This window comes from Rhizobium sp. BK602 (assembly GCF_014195095.1).
In the GTDB taxonomy this organism is placed as follows: domain Bacteria; phylum Pseudomonadota; class Alphaproteobacteria; order Rhizobiales; family Rhizobiaceae; genus Rhizobium.
In genome coordinates this window covers 1-16,790 of record NZ_JACIBC010000002.1, presented here as the reverse complement: position 1 = coordinate 16,790, position 16,790 = coordinate 1, and the positions used below count along the sequence as shown (strand labels likewise).

16 protein-coding genes are annotated in these 16,790 nt (G+C 61.7%); 6 read left to right on the top strand and 10 right to left on the bottom strand.

The genetic code is table 11. The features are described 5' to 3' along the window. Positions 1-31 precede the first annotated feature (31 nt). Positions 32-427 (bottom strand): PRC-barrel domain-containing protein, encoded by a 396-nt coding sequence (locus tag FHX11_RS05480; RefSeq protein WP_184355878.1) that lies wholly within the window; start codon positions 425-427, stop codon positions 32-34. A gap of 349 nt (positions 428-776) precedes the next feature. Between FHX11_RS05480 and FHX11_RS05475 the strand changes: the two genes are divergently transcribed. Then, positions 777-2,474 carry a long-chain fatty acid--CoA ligase gene (locus tag FHX11_RS05475; RefSeq protein WP_184355876.1) on the top strand — a complete coding sequence of 566 codons (1,698 nt, stop codon included), beginning with the start codon at positions 777-779 and terminating at the stop codon, positions 2,472-2,474. Positions 2,475-2,646: 172 nt separating this feature from the next. After that, entirely contained in the window at positions 2,647-4,272 is a 1,626-nt protein-coding gene (pgi, locus tag FHX11_RS05470; protein WP_184355874.1) for a glucose-6-phosphate isomerase, read from the top strand. 138 nt (positions 4,273-4,410) lie between these two features. On the opposite strand, the gene FHX11_RS05465 is transcribed toward pgi, so the two are convergent. Both FHX11_RS05465 and FHX11_RS05460 read right to left on the bottom strand, forming a co-directional pair. Next, the gene (locus FHX11_RS05465) at positions 4,411-5,337 is read right to left on the bottom strand and encodes a carbohydrate kinase (protein ID WP_184355872.1); all 927 of its coding nucleotides are present in this window, start codon (positions 5,335-5,337) and stop codon (positions 4,411-4,413) included. Between the two features lie 73 nt (positions 5,338-5,410). After that, on the bottom strand, positions 5,411-6,109 hold the full coding sequence (locus tag FHX11_RS05460; protein ID WP_184355870.1) for an orotate phosphoribosyltransferase: 699 nt from the start codon (positions 6,107-6,109) through the stop codon (positions 5,411-5,413). A 200-nt stretch (positions 6,110-6,309) separates the two neighbouring features. Here FHX11_RS05460 and FHX11_RS05455 point away from each other — a divergent pair, with 200 nt between their 5' ends. Then, positions 6,310-6,786: an anthrone oxygenase family protein gene (locus tag FHX11_RS05455; RefSeq protein WP_184355868.1), complete on the top strand. Its 477-nt coding sequence runs from the start codon at positions 6,310-6,312 to the stop codon at positions 6,784-6,786. A 17-nt stretch (positions 6,787-6,803) separates the two neighbouring features. Here FHX11_RS05455 and FHX11_RS05450 read toward each other — a convergent pair whose 3' ends face one another. The 6 genes from FHX11_RS05450 to FHX11_RS05425 form a co-directional block, all read right to left on the bottom strand. Beyond that, entirely contained in the window at positions 6,804-7,982 is a 1,179-nt protein-coding gene (locus FHX11_RS05450) for a GGDEF domain-containing protein (protein ID WP_184355866.1), read from the bottom strand. 245 nt (positions 7,983-8,227) lie between these two features. Then, positions 8,228-9,268, bottom strand: a complete 1,041-nt coding sequence (gene pyrC, locus FHX11_RS05445; RefSeq protein ID WP_184355864.1) for a dihydroorotase — start codon at positions 9,266-9,268, stop codon at positions 8,228-8,230. A gap of 145 nt (positions 9,269-9,413) precedes the next feature. Beyond that, positions 9,414-10,046, bottom strand: a complete 633-nt coding sequence (locus FHX11_RS05440; RefSeq protein WP_184355862.1) for a nucleoside triphosphate hydrolase — start codon at positions 10,044-10,046, stop codon at positions 9,414-9,416. Then, positions 10,043-10,849 carry an ATP-binding cassette domain-containing protein gene (locus tag FHX11_RS05435; protein ID WP_184355860.1) on the bottom strand — a complete coding sequence of 269 codons (807 nt, stop codon included), beginning with the start codon at positions 10,847-10,849 and terminating at the stop codon, positions 10,043-10,045. Before FHX11_RS05435 ends, FHX11_RS05440 begins: the two co-directional genes overlap by 4 nt. Beyond that, complete coding sequence (locus FHX11_RS05430) at positions 10,825-11,889, bottom strand: ABC transporter permease (RefSeq protein WP_184355858.1); 1,065 nt, start codon at positions 11,887-11,889, stop codon at positions 10,825-10,827. The genes FHX11_RS05435 and FHX11_RS05430 overlap by 25 nt, the downstream gene beginning before the upstream one ends. A gap of 172 nt (positions 11,890-12,061) precedes the next feature. Further along, positions 12,062-13,087, bottom strand: coding sequence for a sugar ABC transporter substrate-binding protein (locus FHX11_RS05425; RefSeq protein ID WP_184355856.1), 1,026 nt, complete (start codon positions 13,085-13,087; stop codon positions 12,062-12,064). 252 nt (positions 13,088-13,339) lie between these two features. Between FHX11_RS05425 and FHX11_RS05420 the strand changes: the two genes are divergently transcribed. Together FHX11_RS05420 and FHX11_RS05415 are read left to right on the top strand one after the other, a co-directional pair. After that, a complete protein-coding gene (locus FHX11_RS05420) occupies positions 13,340-14,587 on the top strand; it encodes an ROK family transcriptional regulator (RefSeq protein WP_184355854.1) in 1,248 nt (415 codons plus the stop codon). Then, entirely contained in the window at positions 14,571-15,005 is a 435-nt protein-coding gene (locus FHX11_RS05415) for an RbsD/FucU domain-containing protein (protein ID WP_184355852.1), read from the top strand. The genes FHX11_RS05420 and FHX11_RS05415 overlap by 17 nt, the downstream gene beginning before the upstream one ends. Before the next feature lie 130 nt (positions 15,006-15,135). Here FHX11_RS05415 and FHX11_RS05410 read toward each other — a convergent pair whose 3' ends face one another. Next, on the bottom strand, positions 15,136-15,774 hold the full coding sequence (locus tag FHX11_RS05410) for a TetR/AcrR family transcriptional regulator (protein WP_246780906.1): 639 nt from the start codon (positions 15,772-15,774) through the stop codon (positions 15,136-15,138). 104 nt (positions 15,775-15,878) lie between these two features. On the opposite strand from FHX11_RS05410, the gene FHX11_RS05405 reads away from it, so the two are divergent. Next, a complete protein-coding gene (locus FHX11_RS05405) occupies positions 15,879-16,592 on the top strand; it encodes an SDR family oxidoreductase (protein ID WP_348649687.1) in 714 nt (237 codons plus the stop codon). Positions 16,593-16,790: the final 198 nt, after the last annotated feature.

Here is a 16,790-nt window from a genome sequence, read left to right as displayed (position 1 = left end):
CGAGGCTCATCCGCCCTGCCCTTTCGCGCGCCTACATCCAGTAAGGCGGCACGCCGAAATAGTCGTGGCTCTTGTGGCCGTGGTCCTTTTGAAGGGCGGCATCGTCCTTGCCGATGAATCGGCAGGCCTTTTCGACATCATTCTTGGTCATGTTGATGCGATAGCCGTCAATGCGGGCGTCATAGCGCAGCTTTTCCCACGGCAGCCGGTAGTGTTCCTGACCGATGCCGAAAAAGCCGCCGAAGCTCAGAATGACGAAAGCAATGCGCCCATCGCTCTTTTCCAGCATCAGGCGCTCAATATGACCGATCTGCTTGCCGTCCGAACCGAATACCCTGGACCCCTCGACCCGGTCGCATGCGACCAGCATCGACATGTCCTTGACATAGAGGTCATGGCTCATCGTATCGGCACTCTGTTTATGCATGTGCGCACCTCCCTTTGGATACGCTTCACATAAAGTTTGGAGCGTCCGAGATCCCTCGCACTTGCGAAAGGCACGATGCTCCGATGGGTTTTCGCCCACGGCCCATTAACGCGCTGTTATCGCAAAAGTTCCAGTGCTTTTTTCAAAATTATGAAAAAAGGATTAACATCGCGCAATTGTTGACGTTTACGTTAAAGTTAGATAGCGTCCATGCAGTTCGATGCCAAGGCTTGAGAACCTAGCGTTGGCGGCGCGAAAAGTGGGAGACTTTTCAGCCGGAGAATGCCACGCTAGATAGGCGCCGCGGCCCAAGCGCGGCGCGCGAGGATGCGTCAGGGAGGACGTGCGCATGAATTCAGTTTCCGCTCCTTCGGGTGGACCGGTCGTCAACAAGATCTGGCTTAATTCCTATCCCGACATCGTGCCGGCCGAACTGCCGCCACTGGAGCATGCATCGCTTGCGGAGTTGCTGGCGGAAAGCTGCATCCGCTACGCCGACCGGCCCGCTTTCACCAGCATGGGCAAATCCATCACCTATCGCGACCTCGACACCCAAACGCGCAAGATCGGCGCCTGGCTGCAAAGCCTCGGCCTGCAGAAGGGCGACCGCGTCGCCGTCATGATGCCGAACGTGCTGCAGAACCCGATCGCCGCCTATGGCATCCTCCGTGCCGGCTTCGTCGTCGTCAACGTCAATCCGCTCTACACTCCGCGCGAACTGGAGCACCAGCTTCGGGACAGTGGCGCCAAGGCGATCTTCGTTCTGGAAAATTTCGCGCATACGGTCGAACAGGTGCTGACGCATACGGATGTGCGCCATGTCGTCGTCACCTCGCTCGGCGAGATGCTCGGTGTGAAAGGTCATATCGTCAATTTCATCGTCCGCAAGGTGAAGAAACTGGTGCCCGCATGGTCCATTCCCGGCCATCGCGGCTTTGCCTCCGTGCTTGCCGAAGGCGCGCGGCTGCCGCTGCACGCGGCAGGGCTCACCGGCAGCGACATCGCTTTCCTGCAATATACCGGCGGCACGACGGGCGTGGCCAAGGGCGCGATACTGACCCATGCCAATCTGCTTGCCAACCAGCTGCAATTGCAGCTTTGGCTGGCGAGCGCCTATATCAACAAACCACGGCCCGAGCAGCTCAACTTCGTCTGCGCGCTGCCGCTCTATCACATCTTCGCCTTGACGGTGAATTCGCTGATGGGCGTGTCGCTCGGCGCGCATAATCTGCTGATCGCCAATCCGCGCGATATTCCCGCTTTCATCAAGGAACTCGGCAAACACAAGTTCGACATGTTCCCCGGCCTCAACACGCTGTTCAACGCGCTGATGAACAATCCGGAATTCGCCAAGCTCGACCTGTCGCAGACCGCTACGCTGGCGGGCGGCATGGCGGTGCAGCGGCCGGTTGCCGAGCGCTGGCAGAAGATGACGGGCTCCTGGATCACCGAGGGTTACGGTCTTTCCGAGACCTCGCCAGTCGCCAGCGCCAACCGTTTCGACAGTTCGGAATTCTCCGGCACGATCGGCCTGCCGATCAGCGGCACCGATTTCGACATTCGCGACGAGAACGGCAAATCCCTGCCGCTCGGCGAGGTCGGCGAAATCTGCATCCGCGGGCCGCAGGTCATGGCTGGCTATTGGAAGCAGCCGGCGGAGACCGCCAAGGTGATGACGCCGGACGGCTTCTTCCGCAGCGGCGACATGGGTTTCATGGATGAACGCGGCTACACCAAGATCGTCGACCGCAAGAAGGACATGATCCTGGTCTCGGGCTTCAATGTCTATCCCAACGAGATCGAGGAAGTCGCCGCCATGCATCCGGGCATTCTGGAAGCCGCCGCCATCGGCATACCGGACGAGCATTCCGGCGAGGCCGTCAAGCTCTTCGTCGTCAAGAAGGATGCGGCCCTGACGGAAGCCGATGTCAAGGCGCATTGCGCCGCCAACCTCACCAATTACAAGCGGCCGCGCTTCATCGAGTTCCGCACCGAACTGCCGAAATCGAACGTCGGCAAGATCCTGCGCAAGGAGTTGCGCGGTTGACATAATTCCGTGCGATTGCAAAAGCCGCTCGCTGAAAAAGCGAGCGGCTTTTTTCGTTTTGCCGGATAGGTGAACTTGATTTACGCCCTACATAGCGAATAGTTTTCGCGACCAAACATTAAGTGCCCTGCCCTCGCCAGACGGCAAGCGGCGCGAACCGCAAGGAGCCCCCATGAACGCCCTCGTCGACCAACTGAAGAGCACCGCAACGGCCACCAAAGCGACCGATATCCGCGCCGCCTTCGCCGCTGATCCCAAACGCTTCTCCCGCTTCAGCGCCGCCTTCGACGACCTGCTGATGGACTATTCCAAGACGGCGGTGAATGACGAGATCCTGGCACTGCTTGAAAAGCTCGCAGCCGAGGGCGGCGTCGCCGCCAAGCGCGAGGAAATGTTCTCCGGCGTTGCCATCAACTTCACCGAAAACCGCGCCGTTCTCCATACCGCGCTGCGCAACCGCTCCAATACGCCCGTCCTCGTTGACGGCAAGGATGTGATGCCCGATGTCGACGGCGTGCTCGCCGCCATGGGCAAGTTCGCCGACGGCATCCGCTCCGGCGCGCTGAAAGGCGCCACCGGCAAGGCGATCACCGACGTCGTCAATATCGGCATCGGCGGCTCCGATCTCGGCCCGGTCATGGCGACGCTGGCGCTCGCCCCCTTCCATGACGGCCCACGCGCGCATTTCGTCTCCAACATCGACGGCGCCCATATCGCCGACACGCTGAAGCTCGTCTCGCCGGAAACGACGCTCTTCATCATCGCGTCCAAGACCTTCACCACCGTCGAGACGATGACCAACGCCCAGACGGCGCGCAACTTTATCGCCAAGGCACTCGGCGAGGCGGCTGTGCAGCACCATTTCGCCGCCGTTTCGACCGCGCTCGACAAGGTCGCCGCCTTCGGCATCGACAGCGAGCGCGTCTTCGGCTTCTGGGATTGGGTCGGCGGCCGCTACTCGATCTGGTCGGCCATCGGCCTGCCGCTGATGATCGCCATCGGCCCGGAGAATTTCGGCAAGTTCCTCGATGGCGCCCATGCCATGGACAATCATTTCCGCAAGGCGCCTTTCAGGGAAAACCTGCCGCTGCTGCTCGGCGTCATCGGCTTCTATCACCGCAACGTGCTCGGCTATCCGACGCGCGCCATCCTGCCCTACGACCAGCGCCTGTCGCGCTTCCCGGCCTATCTGCAGCAGCTCGACATGGAATCGAACGGCAAGGGCGTCACCATCGACGGCACGCCGGTCGAGGGCAATTCCGGCCCGGTCGTCTGGGGCGAGCCCGGTACCAATGGCCAGCACGCCTTCTACCAGTTGATCCACCAGGGCACGAGCATCATCCCGGCCGAGTTCATGATCGCCGCCAATGGTTTCGAGCCGGATCTGCGTCATCAGCACGAGCTGCTGATGGCCAATTGCCTGGCGCAGTCGGAAGCGCTGATGAAAGGCCGCACCTTCGAGGAGGCCAAGGCCCAGCTCACCTCCAAGGGCATGGACGACAGACAAGCCGATTTCATCGCGCCGCACCGCGTCTTCACTGGCAACCGCCCGTCGATCACCTTCGTCTACGACAAGCTGACGCCGTTTGCCCTCGGCCGCCTGATCGCGCTCTACGAACACCGCGTCTTCGTCGAAGGCGTGCTCTTCCGCATCAACTCCTTCGACCAGTGGGGCGTCGAACTCGGCAAGGAACTGGCCACCGGCCTGCTCCCGGTCATCGAAGGCAAGGAAAGCGCCGCCGGCCACGATTCCTCGACGCAGGGGCTGGTGGCTGCGCTGGCGAAGCTGGAGAAGTAAGGCGCCTATTTACCTCCCCCTTGAGGTGGAGGTCGCCGCAAAGCGGCGGGTGGGGGTGACGGGCTTTCCGCGTCGGAATGGCTAAATCACCCCACCCCGGCACTGCGTGCCGACCCTCCCCCTCAAGGGTAGGGTTGATTAAAGCCCGATCTCATGCGCCCAGGGCGGATTGGCCCCTGCACGCGACACTGTGACGGCGGCAGCCTTGGCGCCGAGCGCCAACGCATCCCGCAACGCTTTCTCGTCCAGCGCAGCAACCTGCGCCTTGGTCAGCAGGCCGTTCATCTTCAGCGAGGCCAGGATGCCGGCATCGAAGGTGTCGCCGGCGCCGACCGTATCGACCACGGTGACACGCTCGCTGGGAACGGAAACCTTGAGGGACTTGGTATAGCCCGTGGCCCCCTCAGCACCCTTGGTGATGACGATCAGCTTAGCGCCCTGGTTCAGCCAATGGGCGGCGAGCTCGTCGTGGTTTCCGGGAATGCCGAACCATTCCAGATCCTCGTCGGAAAACTTCAGAATGTCGGACATGGCGGCCATGCGGCTGATGCGGCCCAGATGCGCCGCCTTGTCCTTGATGAAACCGGGGCGGATGTTCGGATCGAGCGAGATGACGCGGCTCTGATATTCGCGCTTCAGCAGCGCTTCATAGGTCTCGCCGCAGGGATTGGGGATCAGGCTGATGGCGCCGAAATGCAGGGCTTCGCAATCGTCGCCCAGCGTCGGCAGGTCGGCCGTGGTGATCATGCGGCCGGCGGAGCCTTCATCATAGAAGGCATAGGTCGCCTGGCCATTGACCAGCTTGACGAAAGCGATCGTGCTCGGGCGGGGAGCGATGGCGCAATAGCTGTAGTCCACCTTGGACGCCGCCAGCGTCTCGCGCAGGATATCGCCCATCATGTCGTCGGCGATACCGGTGAAGAAACCGGTGGGAACGCCGAGGCGGCCAAGCGCGATCGCCGTGTTGAAGATCGCGCCGCCGGCATAGGGCGCGAAGGCTTTTTCGCCCAACGTCGTATCCCGCGGCAGCATGTCGATCAAAGCTTCGCCACAGCACAATATCATTCCGGCCTCCCTGGAGCGCATGTCGGTCTGGTTCTATAAATCGATTAGATAACTTTGCGGCAAAAGCAAAGCATCACTTCGTCGGCAATTCCGCCACGCCGCCATTTCGGCCGGACCAGGCGAGCGGCCCATTGAGAAAGGCTTCCACTTCCTCGAGAGTTTTATCGTCGAACAGCTTCTGCTCCTTGGCGACGGCGAGCACGTCGCGCCAGGTGGCGATATGATGCAGCCGGACCTTGCCATTGGCAAAGCGCGCCTCGGCCTCGGGGAAGATGCCATAGTAAAACAGCGCCATGCCGTGATCGACGATGCCGCCGGCAGCGCGGATGGCGTCGATGAAGGTGAACATGCTGCCGCCCGCCGTCGTCAGATCCTCGATCACAAGCACGCGGGCGCCTTCGGGCATATGGCCCTCGATCTGCGAGTTGCGGCCATGACCCTTCGGCTGCTTGCGGACATAGATCATCGGCAGGTTCAGGCGCTCGGCCAGGAAGGCGGCGAAGGGAATGCCCGCCGTCTCGCCGCCGGCGACGCAATCGAACTGCTCGAAGCCGGCATCGCGCACGATGAGGCTCGCGGCGAAATCCATCACCGTCGAACGGATGCGCGGATAGGAGATGAGCTTGCGGCAATCGATATAGACCGGGCTCGCCATGCCCGAAGCGAGCTTGTAGGGCTTCTCGGCACTGAAATGCACCGCCTTGATCTCCCAAAGCATCTTCGCCACCAGTTCGGCCATGACGGCACGGTCGGAAAATGTCATCTGGGTCATGCGGGGCCTCCTTCGCTCATCGGGACATTCCTGCGGCAATAGCAGCTAGCAGCGGCGGTTTCCAGACAGTTCAGGGGATTTGCACGCGCCGCATCTCAATGAGGCCGTGCTATCGGCAAAGATGTCGCAGAGCACCGCAAAAGAGCCTATCACAGTCGGGGAGTGAGAGAATCAGTCACATTTTGAAGAGGAGGAGCTTCATGGTGCCGATCACGAATATCGCTCTCATCGCCGCCGCGCTCGGCAGCGGTCTCATCGCCGGTATTTTCTTTGCGTTCTCGACCTTCATCATGCAGGCTTTTGCCCGGCTTCCCGCCGAACAGGGCATCGCCGCCATGCAGTCGATCAACACGACGATCCTGCGATCGCCTTTCATGGCAGTGTTTCTTGTGACGCTTGCCTTGTCGGTGTTCATCGCGGTGATGGCGATCGTGCATTGGCGCGGCGGCGTCAGCATCCTGATGCTGGCCGGCGCGGCGCTCTATATCGTCACCACCTTCGTGTCGACGATCGTCTTCAACGTGCCGCTGAACGACGCGCTGGACAAGGTCGATGGCCGTACGACCGAGGCCGCCACGCTCTGGGCGACCTATCTCGGCGATTGGACGAAATGGAACCATCTGCGCACGGGGGCATCGCTGCTCGCCGCCTGTGCCTTCGTCCGCGCCCTGTTCTAAAATTCCTCCCGGCCGGCTCAGGACGCCGTGCGGGACGCGTCCGGCATGACCGTATGCAGATAGGCCGCAACTTCGACGCGGTTTCGGCCGTTGCGCTTGGCGGCGTAAAGCGCCTTGTCGGCGGCGCTGAGTACGCTGTCGAAAGCGATGCCTTTTGCTGTGCCAAGCGCGATGCCCGCGCTGACCGTGCAGGCGAAGCGCTTGCCTTCAACGGTGATCTCGCGGGCGGCGAAAGCGCAGCGGACCCGTTCGGCGATCTGCTCGGCCTGGCCGGACAAGGCATTGTCGAGGACAAGTGCAAATTCCTCGCCGCCAAGGCGCGCCGCCGTATCGGAGGCCCGTAAGCCAGCCGACAGTTCCTCGGCGAAAAGCTTCAGCACGATGTCGCCGGCAGCGTGGCCATGCTGGTCGTTGACGGCCTTGAAGCGATCGATGTCGAAAACGATCACCGCCGTCGACGGGCCGAAGGGACGATGCCGATGGAGATCGAACAAAGCCCGCCGGTTGCGCAGTCCGGTCAAGGGATCGGTGATCGCCTCCAGCCGATGATGGGCCGCCTGACGCCACTGATGCAGCGACAGCGACAGGGCGCCAATGCCCGTCATGCCCGCGATGCAGATGGCGAGGCTGATATCCTCGGCCCAATTATCCGGCGCATGACCGAGCACGAGTTTGCCGTCCCAGATCAGAACCCCGGCACACAGAACAAAGGACACGGCGGTCAGCGCATAGAGCCCGCTCATGCCGTAGAGCGGTACGGGCGCCTCACAGCGGCTCAGCCAATATTCGCGCGCCGTCAGCATGAGGAGTACGGCAATGACACTATTCTCTACCATGAACGCCAGACCGTCATAACCGGCGAGCATGGCCGGCACGGAGGCGACAATGCCGACAAGGCTTCCCAGCAGGACGCGGTCGATGGAAAGCCGGCGCATACGGAACTGGTATCCCGCCGCCCATATGATCGAAAAACCAATGTAAAACAGTAGGCTGGTCAGGATGGCAAGCATCGGCCGCGGATTGTCGACATAGGCGCCGTAGCAGAAGATGCCGCCGACGATGGGCGCAAGCCCCGCCGAACAGGTCAGCAGAAACGTCTCCGGCCGGCGGGCCAGCCAGCTTCCCACCAAAGTCACCGCAAGACAGGATGAGGACACCCCCAAGGCCAGCAGGAGAGAATTATAGTCTAGCTGCATGCTGCTCCTTGGACGGTTTCATTCCGCACCGTAGGGGATCGGCGGCACACTACCCTTCAAGGGTATCAAATCGGTTACGTCAGATAATAAATAGCCATCTATCCATTGATAGATATTGAGACATTACTTGCAATGCCTCAAGATCTGCAAACATCCTTTATCGGCGCCCGGAATTACGTCAAAACAAAAGGATAGAGCGGTTCATCGATTCCGACAAACGCTGAACCTCTCCAGACAGAGCCGTCTCAGCCTTCGACGTCCCAATGCAGCGGGAACATCGGATCGAAGACGGTAACGGGACCCGCGCCGGTCTCGATCTTGGCCGGGAAAGTGACGGCTTCCGGGCGGCGGACCAGCGTGATCCGCTCCTCGTTCGGCGCCAGCCCGTACCAGGCCGGGCCGTTCAGCGAGGCGAAAGCCTCGAGCCTGTCCAGCGCGCCGTCCTGTTCGAAGACATGCGCCAGGCAGCTCATGGTGTTGATCGAGGTATAGATACCGGCGCAGCCGCAGGCGCATTCCTTCAGGGGATCGACATGCGGGGCTGAATCGGTGCCGAGGAAGAACCTGGCATCGCCGCTCGTCGCGGCCGCCCGCAGCGCCAGGCGATGGTTTTCGCGCTTGGCGACCGGCAGGCAGTAATAGTGCGGCCGGATGCCGCCGACGAGGATAGCGTTGCGATTGATGATCAGGTGATGCGTGGTGATCGAGCCGGCGAGATTGGCCTTGGCCGACTTGATGTAATTCACGCCATCGGCCGTGGTCACATGCTCCATGGTGACCTTCAGTTCGGGCAGGCGCTGGCGCAACGGGTCGAGCACGGTCTCGATGAAGACGGCCTCGCGATCGAAGATATCCACCTCCGGCGTGGTCACTTCGCCGTGCACGCAGAGCGGCAGGCCGATCCTGGCCATGCGCTCCAGCGCCGGCATCGCCTTGTCGAAATTGCGCACGCCGCCGTGGGAATTGGTCGTCGCGCCGGCCGGATAAAGCTTGACGGCGGTGATGAGACCGCTCTTCTTGCCCTCTTCGAGATCGTCGGGGCTGGTATCTTCGGTGAGATAGAGCGTCATCAGCGGCTCGAAACGGTCGCCGGACGGCAGGGCCTTCAGGATGCGCTCGCGATAGGCGGTCGCATCCGCCGTGGTGACGACGGGCGGCACGAGGTTCGGCATGATGATGGCGCGGGCGAAATGCCTGGAGGTATCGCCGATCACGCCCTCCAGCATGGCGCCGTCACGCAGATGCAGATGCCAATCGTCGGGGCGGCGGATGGTGAGCTTTTGCATGGGCGCGAACCTCTGGAAATAGGTGCATGATCTCGCCCGAAAACCGCTTCGCACTTTTCGGGCTCATGCTTTGTGGTGTCGCGCTTCGATAACACCAACCGCCATTGTAAAACAATCGCCGATGCCAAGGAAATGATGCGGGGGCTCAGCCCTGCACGATGTCGACGGTAGCGTCTGCCGGACGGCGGTTTTCCAGGATCAGGCGGCCGTTCGGCAGATCATTGCCGTAGACCTTGGCGTGGGCGGCGGCGTCATCGAGGTCGTAGCCCTTCCAGCGGTCCCACAGCCGCTGCTCCAGAACCTCGATCGGCGGAGCGAGCATGATCGAATAGTCGAACATGCCTTCCAGCTCCGCCCACTTGCCCTGATTGAGCAGCAGGTAGTTGCCCTCGATCACGATGAAGCGGTGATCGGGCGAGACGACGCGGGCCGAAGCGATGGCGATCTCGCGCGAGCGGTCGAAGACCGGCACCAGCACTTCCTGATCGGCGGCCCGCACTGCCCTGACGATATCGAGGAAGGCACGGACGTCAAAGCTTTCCGGCACGCCCTTGCGCTTCAGCAGGCCCTTCTCGATCAGGACGGCATTGTCCATATGGAAGCCGTCCATCGGCAGGACTTCGGCGCTCTCGCCCCTCGCCTTCAACGCCTCGGCGACATTATCGGCCAAGGTCGATTTGCCGGCACCCGGCGGGCCTGCGATGGCCACCAGGAAACGCTTTACATTGCCGGCGCGCGCGATGATCGCGCCGGCAATATCGTCGAGCGATGCGCTCATGCGGCGACGGTCTCGGCCGGCGGCGCCTTGGCGCCGGTCATGAAGGCAACGGCGTCGGACATGGTGTATTCCTTCGGATTGATCACGGTCAGCCGGCGTCCGAGGCGATGGACGTGGATACGGTCCGCCACCTCGAAGACATGCGGCATATTGTGCGAGATCAATACGATCGGCAAGCCACGGGCGCGCACGTCGAGGATCAGTTCCAGCACCTTGCGGCTTTCTTTAACACCAAGTGCCGCCGTCGGCTCGTCCATGATCACGACCTTGGAACCGAAGGCTGCGGCGCGTGCCACCGCCACGCCCTGACGCTGGCCGCCCGAGAGCGTTTCCACCGCCTGGTTGATGTTCTGGATCGTCATCAGGCCAAGCTCGGTCAACTTGTCGCGGGCGCGCTTTTCCATCGCCGGCCGGTCGAGCATGCGGAACCAGGAGCCGAGGATGCCAGGCTTGCGCACCTCGCGGCCGAGGAACATGTTGTCGGCGATCGAGAGCGCCGGCGACAGCGCCAGGTTCTGATACACCGTCTCGATGCCGGCCTCGCGGGCCTCCATCGGCGAACGGAAATGAACCGGCTTGCCTTCCAGCTTGATCTCGCCCTCATCGGGGACGACCGCGCCGGAAATCGCCTTGATCAGCGAGGACTTGCCGGCGCCGTTGTCGCCGATCACGGCGAGGATCTCGCCGGGATAGAGATCGAAATCGGCATTGTCGAGCGCGGTCACGCGCCCATAGCGCTTGACGAGGCCGCGGGCGGTGAGGATGGGTTCGCCGGTGGTCATGCCGATACCTTTCTGATCCATTGATCGATCGCGACGGCGCCGATGATCAGCACGCCCGTCAGGAGGACCTTCCACTGCGGATCGGCCCCGAGCATGTTGAGGCCCATGGAGACGACGCCGACGATCATGGCGCCGAACAGCGTGCCGAGGATCGAGCCACGGCCGCCGAAGAGCGAGATGCCGCCGATCACGGTCGCGGTAATTGCCTGAAGATTGAAGTCCGTCACGGCGGAGGACGGGGAGACCGAACCGTTGCGGCCGATCGAGACCCAGGCGGCGAAGGCCGCGATCAGGCCCGAGACGCCATAGACGGCGAGCAGCACCTTCTTGGTCTGGATGCCGGAGAGCTTTGCCGCTTCCGGATCGTCACCGACCGCATAGACGTGGCGGCCCCAGGCCGTGTGGTTGAGAATATACCAGAGACCGAGCACCAGCAGCACCATGGCGATGACGCCAAGGGTGAGCACCGCGCCGCCGACCCTGAAGCTCGCGGCGAACAGATGCAGCAGCGGCGCCTTTTCGTCGACATCGGTGTCGCGGATCGTCTCGTTGGCGGAATAGATGAAGTTCGTCGCCATGACGATGTTCCAGGTGCCGAGCGTCACGATGAACGGCGGCAGCTTCATGTTGGCGACGAGGAAACCGTTGAGCAGACCGCAGATACCGCCCGCGGCCATGCCGGCAATGATGGCGACCGGCGTCGGCAGGCCATAGGTGACCGCGACATTGCCCATGATGACGGAGGAGATGACCATGATCACCCCGATCGAAAGATCGATGCCGGCTGTCAGGATCACCAGCGTCTGCGCCGCGCCGAGAATGCCGACGATGGCGATCTGCTGCAGGATCAGCGTCAGCGTATAGGCGGAGAAGAACCGCCCGCCGATGGTGGCGCCGAAAATGGCGATTGCCAGCACCAGCACGATCAACGGCACTGCGGCCGGGGTCGAATGCAGGAAATGCTGCACGCGCTTGAGAAGAGAGGTATCACGGTGTTCGAACGAGGCAACGTTCTTGTCGCTGCCGTCGAGAACACGCTCGAATTCCTGTGCTCCGGACATTGTATTCCTCCGCTACCGCGCCGAACCACGCGGAAACTGCCGGCTGTTGAAGCCGACCGGGTCAAACCCGACCGGCGTTGATATCGCGACCGTGTAGTTCCCGCCCAAGGGACCGCGCCACCCTTGAGGTGACGCGGCTTTCAGACGGGATCATATCACATTCAGGAGAGGCTTAGCCCCAGCACTTCGCGAGGCCTTCCTTGGTGTCGATCGACTTCAGACCGGAAACCGGCTTGTCGGTGACCAGCGAGACGCCGGTATCGAAGAAGGTCTTGCCTTCCGTCGGCTTCGGCTTTTCGCCCGAGTCGGCGAACTTCTTGATCGCCTCGACGCCGAGGGCAGCCATCATCAGCGGATACTGCTGCGAGGTGGCGCCGATCACGCCTTCCTTGACCGACTTGACGCCGGGGCAACCGCCGTCGACGGACACGATCAGCACCTGCTTTTCCAGACCGACGGCCTTGAGCGCCTGGTAGGCGCCGACAGCGGCAGGTTCGTTGATCGTGTGGATGACGTTGATGCTGGAGTCCTTCTGGAGAAGGTTTTCCATGGCCTTGCGGCCGCCTTCCTCGTTGCCGTTGGTCACGTCATGACCGACGATGCGGGAATCGGTCTCGTCGCCGATCTTGTTCGGGTCCTTCGGGTCGATGCCGAAGCCGATCATGAAGCCCTGGTCGCGCAGAACGTCGACGGAAGGCTGCGACGGCGTCAGGTCGAGGAAGCCGATATGGGCATCCTTGGCCTTGTCGCCGAGCGTCTTGTTGGCCCATTCGCCGATCAGCTTGCCGGCCAGAAGATTGTCGGTGGCAAAGGTCGCGTCGGCGGCATCGGCCGGCTCCAGCGGCGTGTCGAGAGCGATGACCAGCACGCCGGCGTCACGCGCCTTCTTGACCGTGGAGACGATGCCCTTGGTGTCGGAAGCGGTGATCAGAATGCCCTTCGCGCCGTCGGCGATGCAGCTTTCGATCGCGGCGACCTGGCTTTCGCTGTCACCATCGATCTTGCCGGCATAGGACTTCAGCGTCACGCCGAGTTCCTTGGCCTTGGCGGTCGCGCCTTCCTTCATCTTGACGAAGAAAGGGTTGGTGTCCGTCTTGGTGATCAGGCAGGCGGATACGCCGGCGGCCTTGGCCGGAGCGGCAAAGGCGACGCCGATCGCCAGAGCGGCGAATGCTGCGGAAATAACGGATTTCTTCATTCAATCCTCCCAATGTTTGAAAGACCGGGACCTCCCGGCAGTCCCGGCTCACTTCGAGTCCGGTTAGAACGCACCATGTCCACTGGATTTCTTCCCGAATGGACCTCCTCCAAAGCCATGCCTGCGTCCTCGACGGCCTATATCTGAGCCTAAAGATTTCGTTCTGTCAATAAATAAATCCGATTGAATTATTAATCGGATATGGCATTTTGATGAAAAATAGGGCATGGCCATGATGGAAGGAGCGGGCCAATGTCTCCCCTGCAAGACCACCCGGATGCGCCGGCATCACCCTTGATTCTCGACCCCAGCGGGGGTGCGAATCAGGTTCGCGTGCGCGCCTACAACGAACGGCTGGTGCTCTCCTTGGTGCGCCGGCACGGCGCCCTGTCGAAAGCCGATATCGCCCGGCGCAGCGGCCTGTCGGCGCAGACGGTCTCCGTCATCATGCGGGCGCTGGAGAAGGACGGGCTGCTGTCGCGCGGCGAGCCGGTGCGCGGCCGCGTCGGGCAGCCGTCGATCCCGATGCGGCTCAATCCGGATGCGGTGCTGTCCTTCGGCGTCAAGATCGGCCGGCGCAGCGCCGATCTCGTGCTGATGGACTTCGTCGGGCAGATCCGGATGCAGCTCCATCAGACCTATCCCTATCCGCTGCCCCAGGACATCCTGTCCTTCGTCACCTCCGGCATCCAGGAGCTGGAATCGCGCCTCAGCGGCGAGGAACGCGCCCGGCTTGCCGGGCTCGGCGTCGCCGCCCCGTTCGAACTCTGGAACTGGGCGGAGGAGGTCGGCGCTCCGGAGGGAGCGATGGATGTCTGGCGCGGCTTCGACCTGCAATCGGAAATCGCGACGCGCGTGCCCTATGCCGTGCATATGCAAAACGATGCCACCAGCGCCTGCGGCGCGGAACTCGTCTTCGGCGTCGGTCCGCATTATCCCGATTTCGTCTATTTCTTCATCGGCTCCTTCATCGGCGGCGGTATCGTGCTGAACTCCTCGATCTTCGTCGGACGGACCGGGACCGCCGGCGCGCTCGGCCCCCTGCCGGTGCGCGGCCGCAATGGCGAGAACCGGCAGCTATTGGAGATCGCCTCGATCTTCGTGCTGGAGAACCTGCTGCGCGACTATGGTTTCGATCCCCGGCCGCTCTGGTATTCCGCCGACAACTGGATCGATTTCGGCGAGCCGCTGGAAATCTGGATACAGGACACGGCAAAGGCGCTGGCGCAGGCGATCGTCGCCTCCGCCTCGGTCATCGATTTCAGCGCCGCCGTCATCGATGGCGGCTTTCCGGACTGGGTGCGCGAACGGATCGTGCGCGCCACCACCAAGGCGGCCGCGGAACTCGACCTGCAGGGCGTCGTCATGCCCGAAATCATCGAGGGCGCCGTGGGACCGCAGGCGCGTGCCATCGGCGGCGCCAGCCTGCCGATCTTCGCGCGCTACCTCATCGACCAAAACATCCTCTTCAAGGAGATAGAACATGCTGAAGGGCATTGACCCGCTGTTGAGCCCCGAACTGCTGGCAACACTGCGCGCCATGGGCCACGGCGACGAGATCGCCCTCGTCGACGGCAATTATCCGGGTCTCGAACATGCCCGCCGGCTGATCCGCCTCGATGGCCACGGCGTCGTGCGGGTGCTCGATGCCGTGCTCAGCGTCCTGCCGATCGACGACTTCGTGCCGCAGGCGATTTTCCGGGCGACCGTGCGGCAGGACCGCGACGCGGTCGATCCGGTGCATGCGGAGATGATCGAGGTCTGCGCCCGGCATGTGCCCGATATCAGGGTCGTGCCGCTGCTGCCGGCGGAATTCTACGAGCGGGTGAAGCAGGCGCATGCGCTGGTGCAGACCAGCGAGCCGAGGCTCTACGGGAATATCATCCTGCGCAAGGGCGTGATTTATCCGAAGGCGTAGCGGCCAAGACAGGTTGATCGCTGAAAATCACGATAGTGACGGGTATCGCATGGCCTGCCGTATGAATGTGCCATCGGACGGAAATCCGCCATGCTCTTTTCTGGAATTGCTAGAGCGCATCCTCTCACTCCTACTGATTGGAACAGGTCGTGAGATATGCAGTGATCGACGGAACATATAGTTTGGACAATCTTGCTCTCGTAACACCGTCGCGTGCAGCGATCGCCATACCTTGAAGGATCGCCGTATAAAGATCCGCCAGAGCTTGGATCTCTAAATCCAAGTGGAGTCGGCCGGCGATTGCATCCCGATGTATCCGCGCGGCGATCTCGTCGCTTCGCTCGCGACGAAGCCGGGAAAGTTCCTCCTGTATTGCGCTGGCCTCTGGCGCATTCCCAGCCGCCGCCGAGACAATGAAGCATCCGTGCGGACGATCCGGCCCAGTAAAAAGATCGATCGCCGCCTCGAACATGGCCGAGAGGCCGGTCGCCGCGTCCGGCGCGCCGTTTAGCGCCTCAAGCAAAGCCGCTGCGTAATGCGAACGATAATGCTGCACGGCTTCGGAAAACAATGCCTCTTTCGAACCATAAGCAGCATAGATACTGGGCGAATTTATTCCCATCGCCACGACAAGATCGTTCATTGAGGTCGCCTCATAGCCTCTATGCCAAAATGCCATCAGGGCCTTTTCCAAGGCTTCCACTCTATCGAAGCGCCGCGGACGCCCACGCTCGGTCATAAGCCGCTCCCTTTCTGTGTCGTTCAACATATAATGCGCTCGACAACGCTTCGCCAATTGCATAATTATGTGTCGATCATTACATAAATGGAGCAATTATGGGCAACGCAGCATTCATCGGCAAGACCGTCCTCGTGACCGGTGCCGGCGGCGGGATTGGGCGCGGCATCGCCGTCGCTTTTTCGCTTGAGGGAGCCAGCCTCATCCTAATCGGCCGGCGCAGGTCCGAGTTGGAAGACACCGCCGAAGTAGTCCGCAGCTCTGGTGGAACTGCGAGGATTTTCGCCGTGGACGTTACGGACGAGGCTGCCCTTTCGGCGGCCTTTAACGAGATCGGCCAGCTTGACATTGCGGTAAACTGTGCCGGCATGATCGCCTCCGGCACCACGGACGAGATGGAGGCAGAAGAGTTTTCGCGCGTTTTCTCGGTTAACGTGCTTGGTCTCTGGCTGTCGATGAAGCACGAAATCCTGAAGATGAAAGCAGGCGGTGGCGGCGCGGTCATCAATATCGGCTCTAACATCGGCGCAAAGCTTGTACGTCCGTCGCTGGGCGCTTATGCGGCATCCAAGGCAGCAGTCAGCTCGCTGAGCCGCACGGCCGCGCTCGAAGCGATCCCTCATGGCATCAGGATCAACTGCCTTTGCCCCGGCCCTGTCGATACGACCATGTCCATGCGGCCGGGCGAGGATCGCGCCGCCCGTGACAGTCGAATCGCCGCGACCAATCCGTCGAAGCGCGTCGCGCGGCCAGATGAAATCGCGACTGCGGCGATCTGGCTCGCTTCCAGTGCCGCCGCCTATGTCGTAGGCCAGGATATCATTATCGATGGAGGCGCTTCGATCTGACCTGGAGCAATTCCAGCAAGGGTGCGAAGCAGTTTTGCCTCCGGAACTGCGTGAAAACAAAGTGATAGAGCATTTCCGTGCCTCCATCTAAAACGGAAATGCTCTAGGCTGTGGTGACGAATTAAGGGTTTGGGATTTCCAAGAAGGAGCAAATCAGATTCAAGGCTGACTTTTGGAGTTCGGTCATGGATATCGATA

What these genes read in the sequence shown, in the direction of transcription:
- FHX11_RS05480 (WP_184355878.1), bottom strand. Translation starts at nt 427, where the DNA reads ATGCATAAACAGAGTGCCGATACGATGAGCCATGACCTCTATGTCAAG.
- FHX11_RS05475 (WP_184355876.1), top strand. Translation starts at nt 777, where the DNA reads ATGAATTCAGTTTCCGCTCCTTCGGGTGGACCGGTCGTCAACAAGATC.
- pgi (WP_184355874.1), top strand. Translation starts at nt 2,647, where the DNA reads ATGAACGCCCTCGTCGACCAACTGAAGAGCACCGCAACGGCCACCAAA.
- FHX11_RS05465 (WP_184355872.1), bottom strand. Translation starts at nt 5,337, where the DNA reads ATGATATTGTGCTGTGGCGAAGCTTTGATCGACATGCTGCCGCGGGAT.
- FHX11_RS05460 (WP_184355870.1), bottom strand. Translation starts at nt 6,109, where the DNA reads ATGACCCAGATGACATTTTCCGACCGTGCCGTCATGGCCGAACTGGTG.
- FHX11_RS05455 (WP_184355868.1), top strand. Translation starts at nt 6,310, where the DNA reads ATGGTGCCGATCACGAATATCGCTCTCATCGCCGCCGCGCTCGGCAGC.
- FHX11_RS05450 (WP_184355866.1), bottom strand. Translation starts at nt 7,982, where the DNA reads ATGCAGCTAGACTATAATTCTCTCCTGCTGGCCTTGGGGGTGTCCTCA.
- pyrC (WP_184355864.1), bottom strand. Translation starts at nt 9,268, where the DNA reads ATGCAAAAGCTCACCATCCGCCGCCCCGACGATTGGCATCTGCATCTG.
- FHX11_RS05440 (WP_184355862.1), bottom strand. Translation starts at nt 10,046, where the DNA reads ATGAGCGCATCGCTCGACGATATTGCCGGCGCGATCATCGCGCGCGCC.
- FHX11_RS05435 (WP_184355860.1), bottom strand. Translation starts at nt 10,849, where the DNA reads ATGGATCAGAAAGGTATCGGCATGACCACCGGCGAACCCATCCTCACC.
- FHX11_RS05430 (WP_184355858.1), bottom strand. Translation starts at nt 11,889, where the DNA reads ATGTCCGGAGCACAGGAATTCGAGCGTGTTCTCGACGGCAGCGACAAG.
- FHX11_RS05425 (WP_184355856.1), bottom strand. Translation starts at nt 13,087, where the DNA reads ATGAAGAAATCCGTTATTTCCGCAGCATTCGCCGCTCTGGCGATCGGC.
- FHX11_RS05420 (WP_184355854.1), top strand. Translation starts at nt 13,340, where the DNA reads ATGTCTCCCCTGCAAGACCACCCGGATGCGCCGGCATCACCCTTGATT.
- FHX11_RS05415 (WP_184355852.1), top strand. Translation starts at nt 14,571, where the DNA reads ATGCTGAAGGGCATTGACCCGCTGTTGAGCCCCGAACTGCTGGCAACA.
- FHX11_RS05410 (WP_246780906.1), bottom strand. Translation starts at nt 15,774, where the DNA reads ATGTTGAACGACACAGAAAGGGAGCGGCTTATGACCGAGCGTGGGCGT.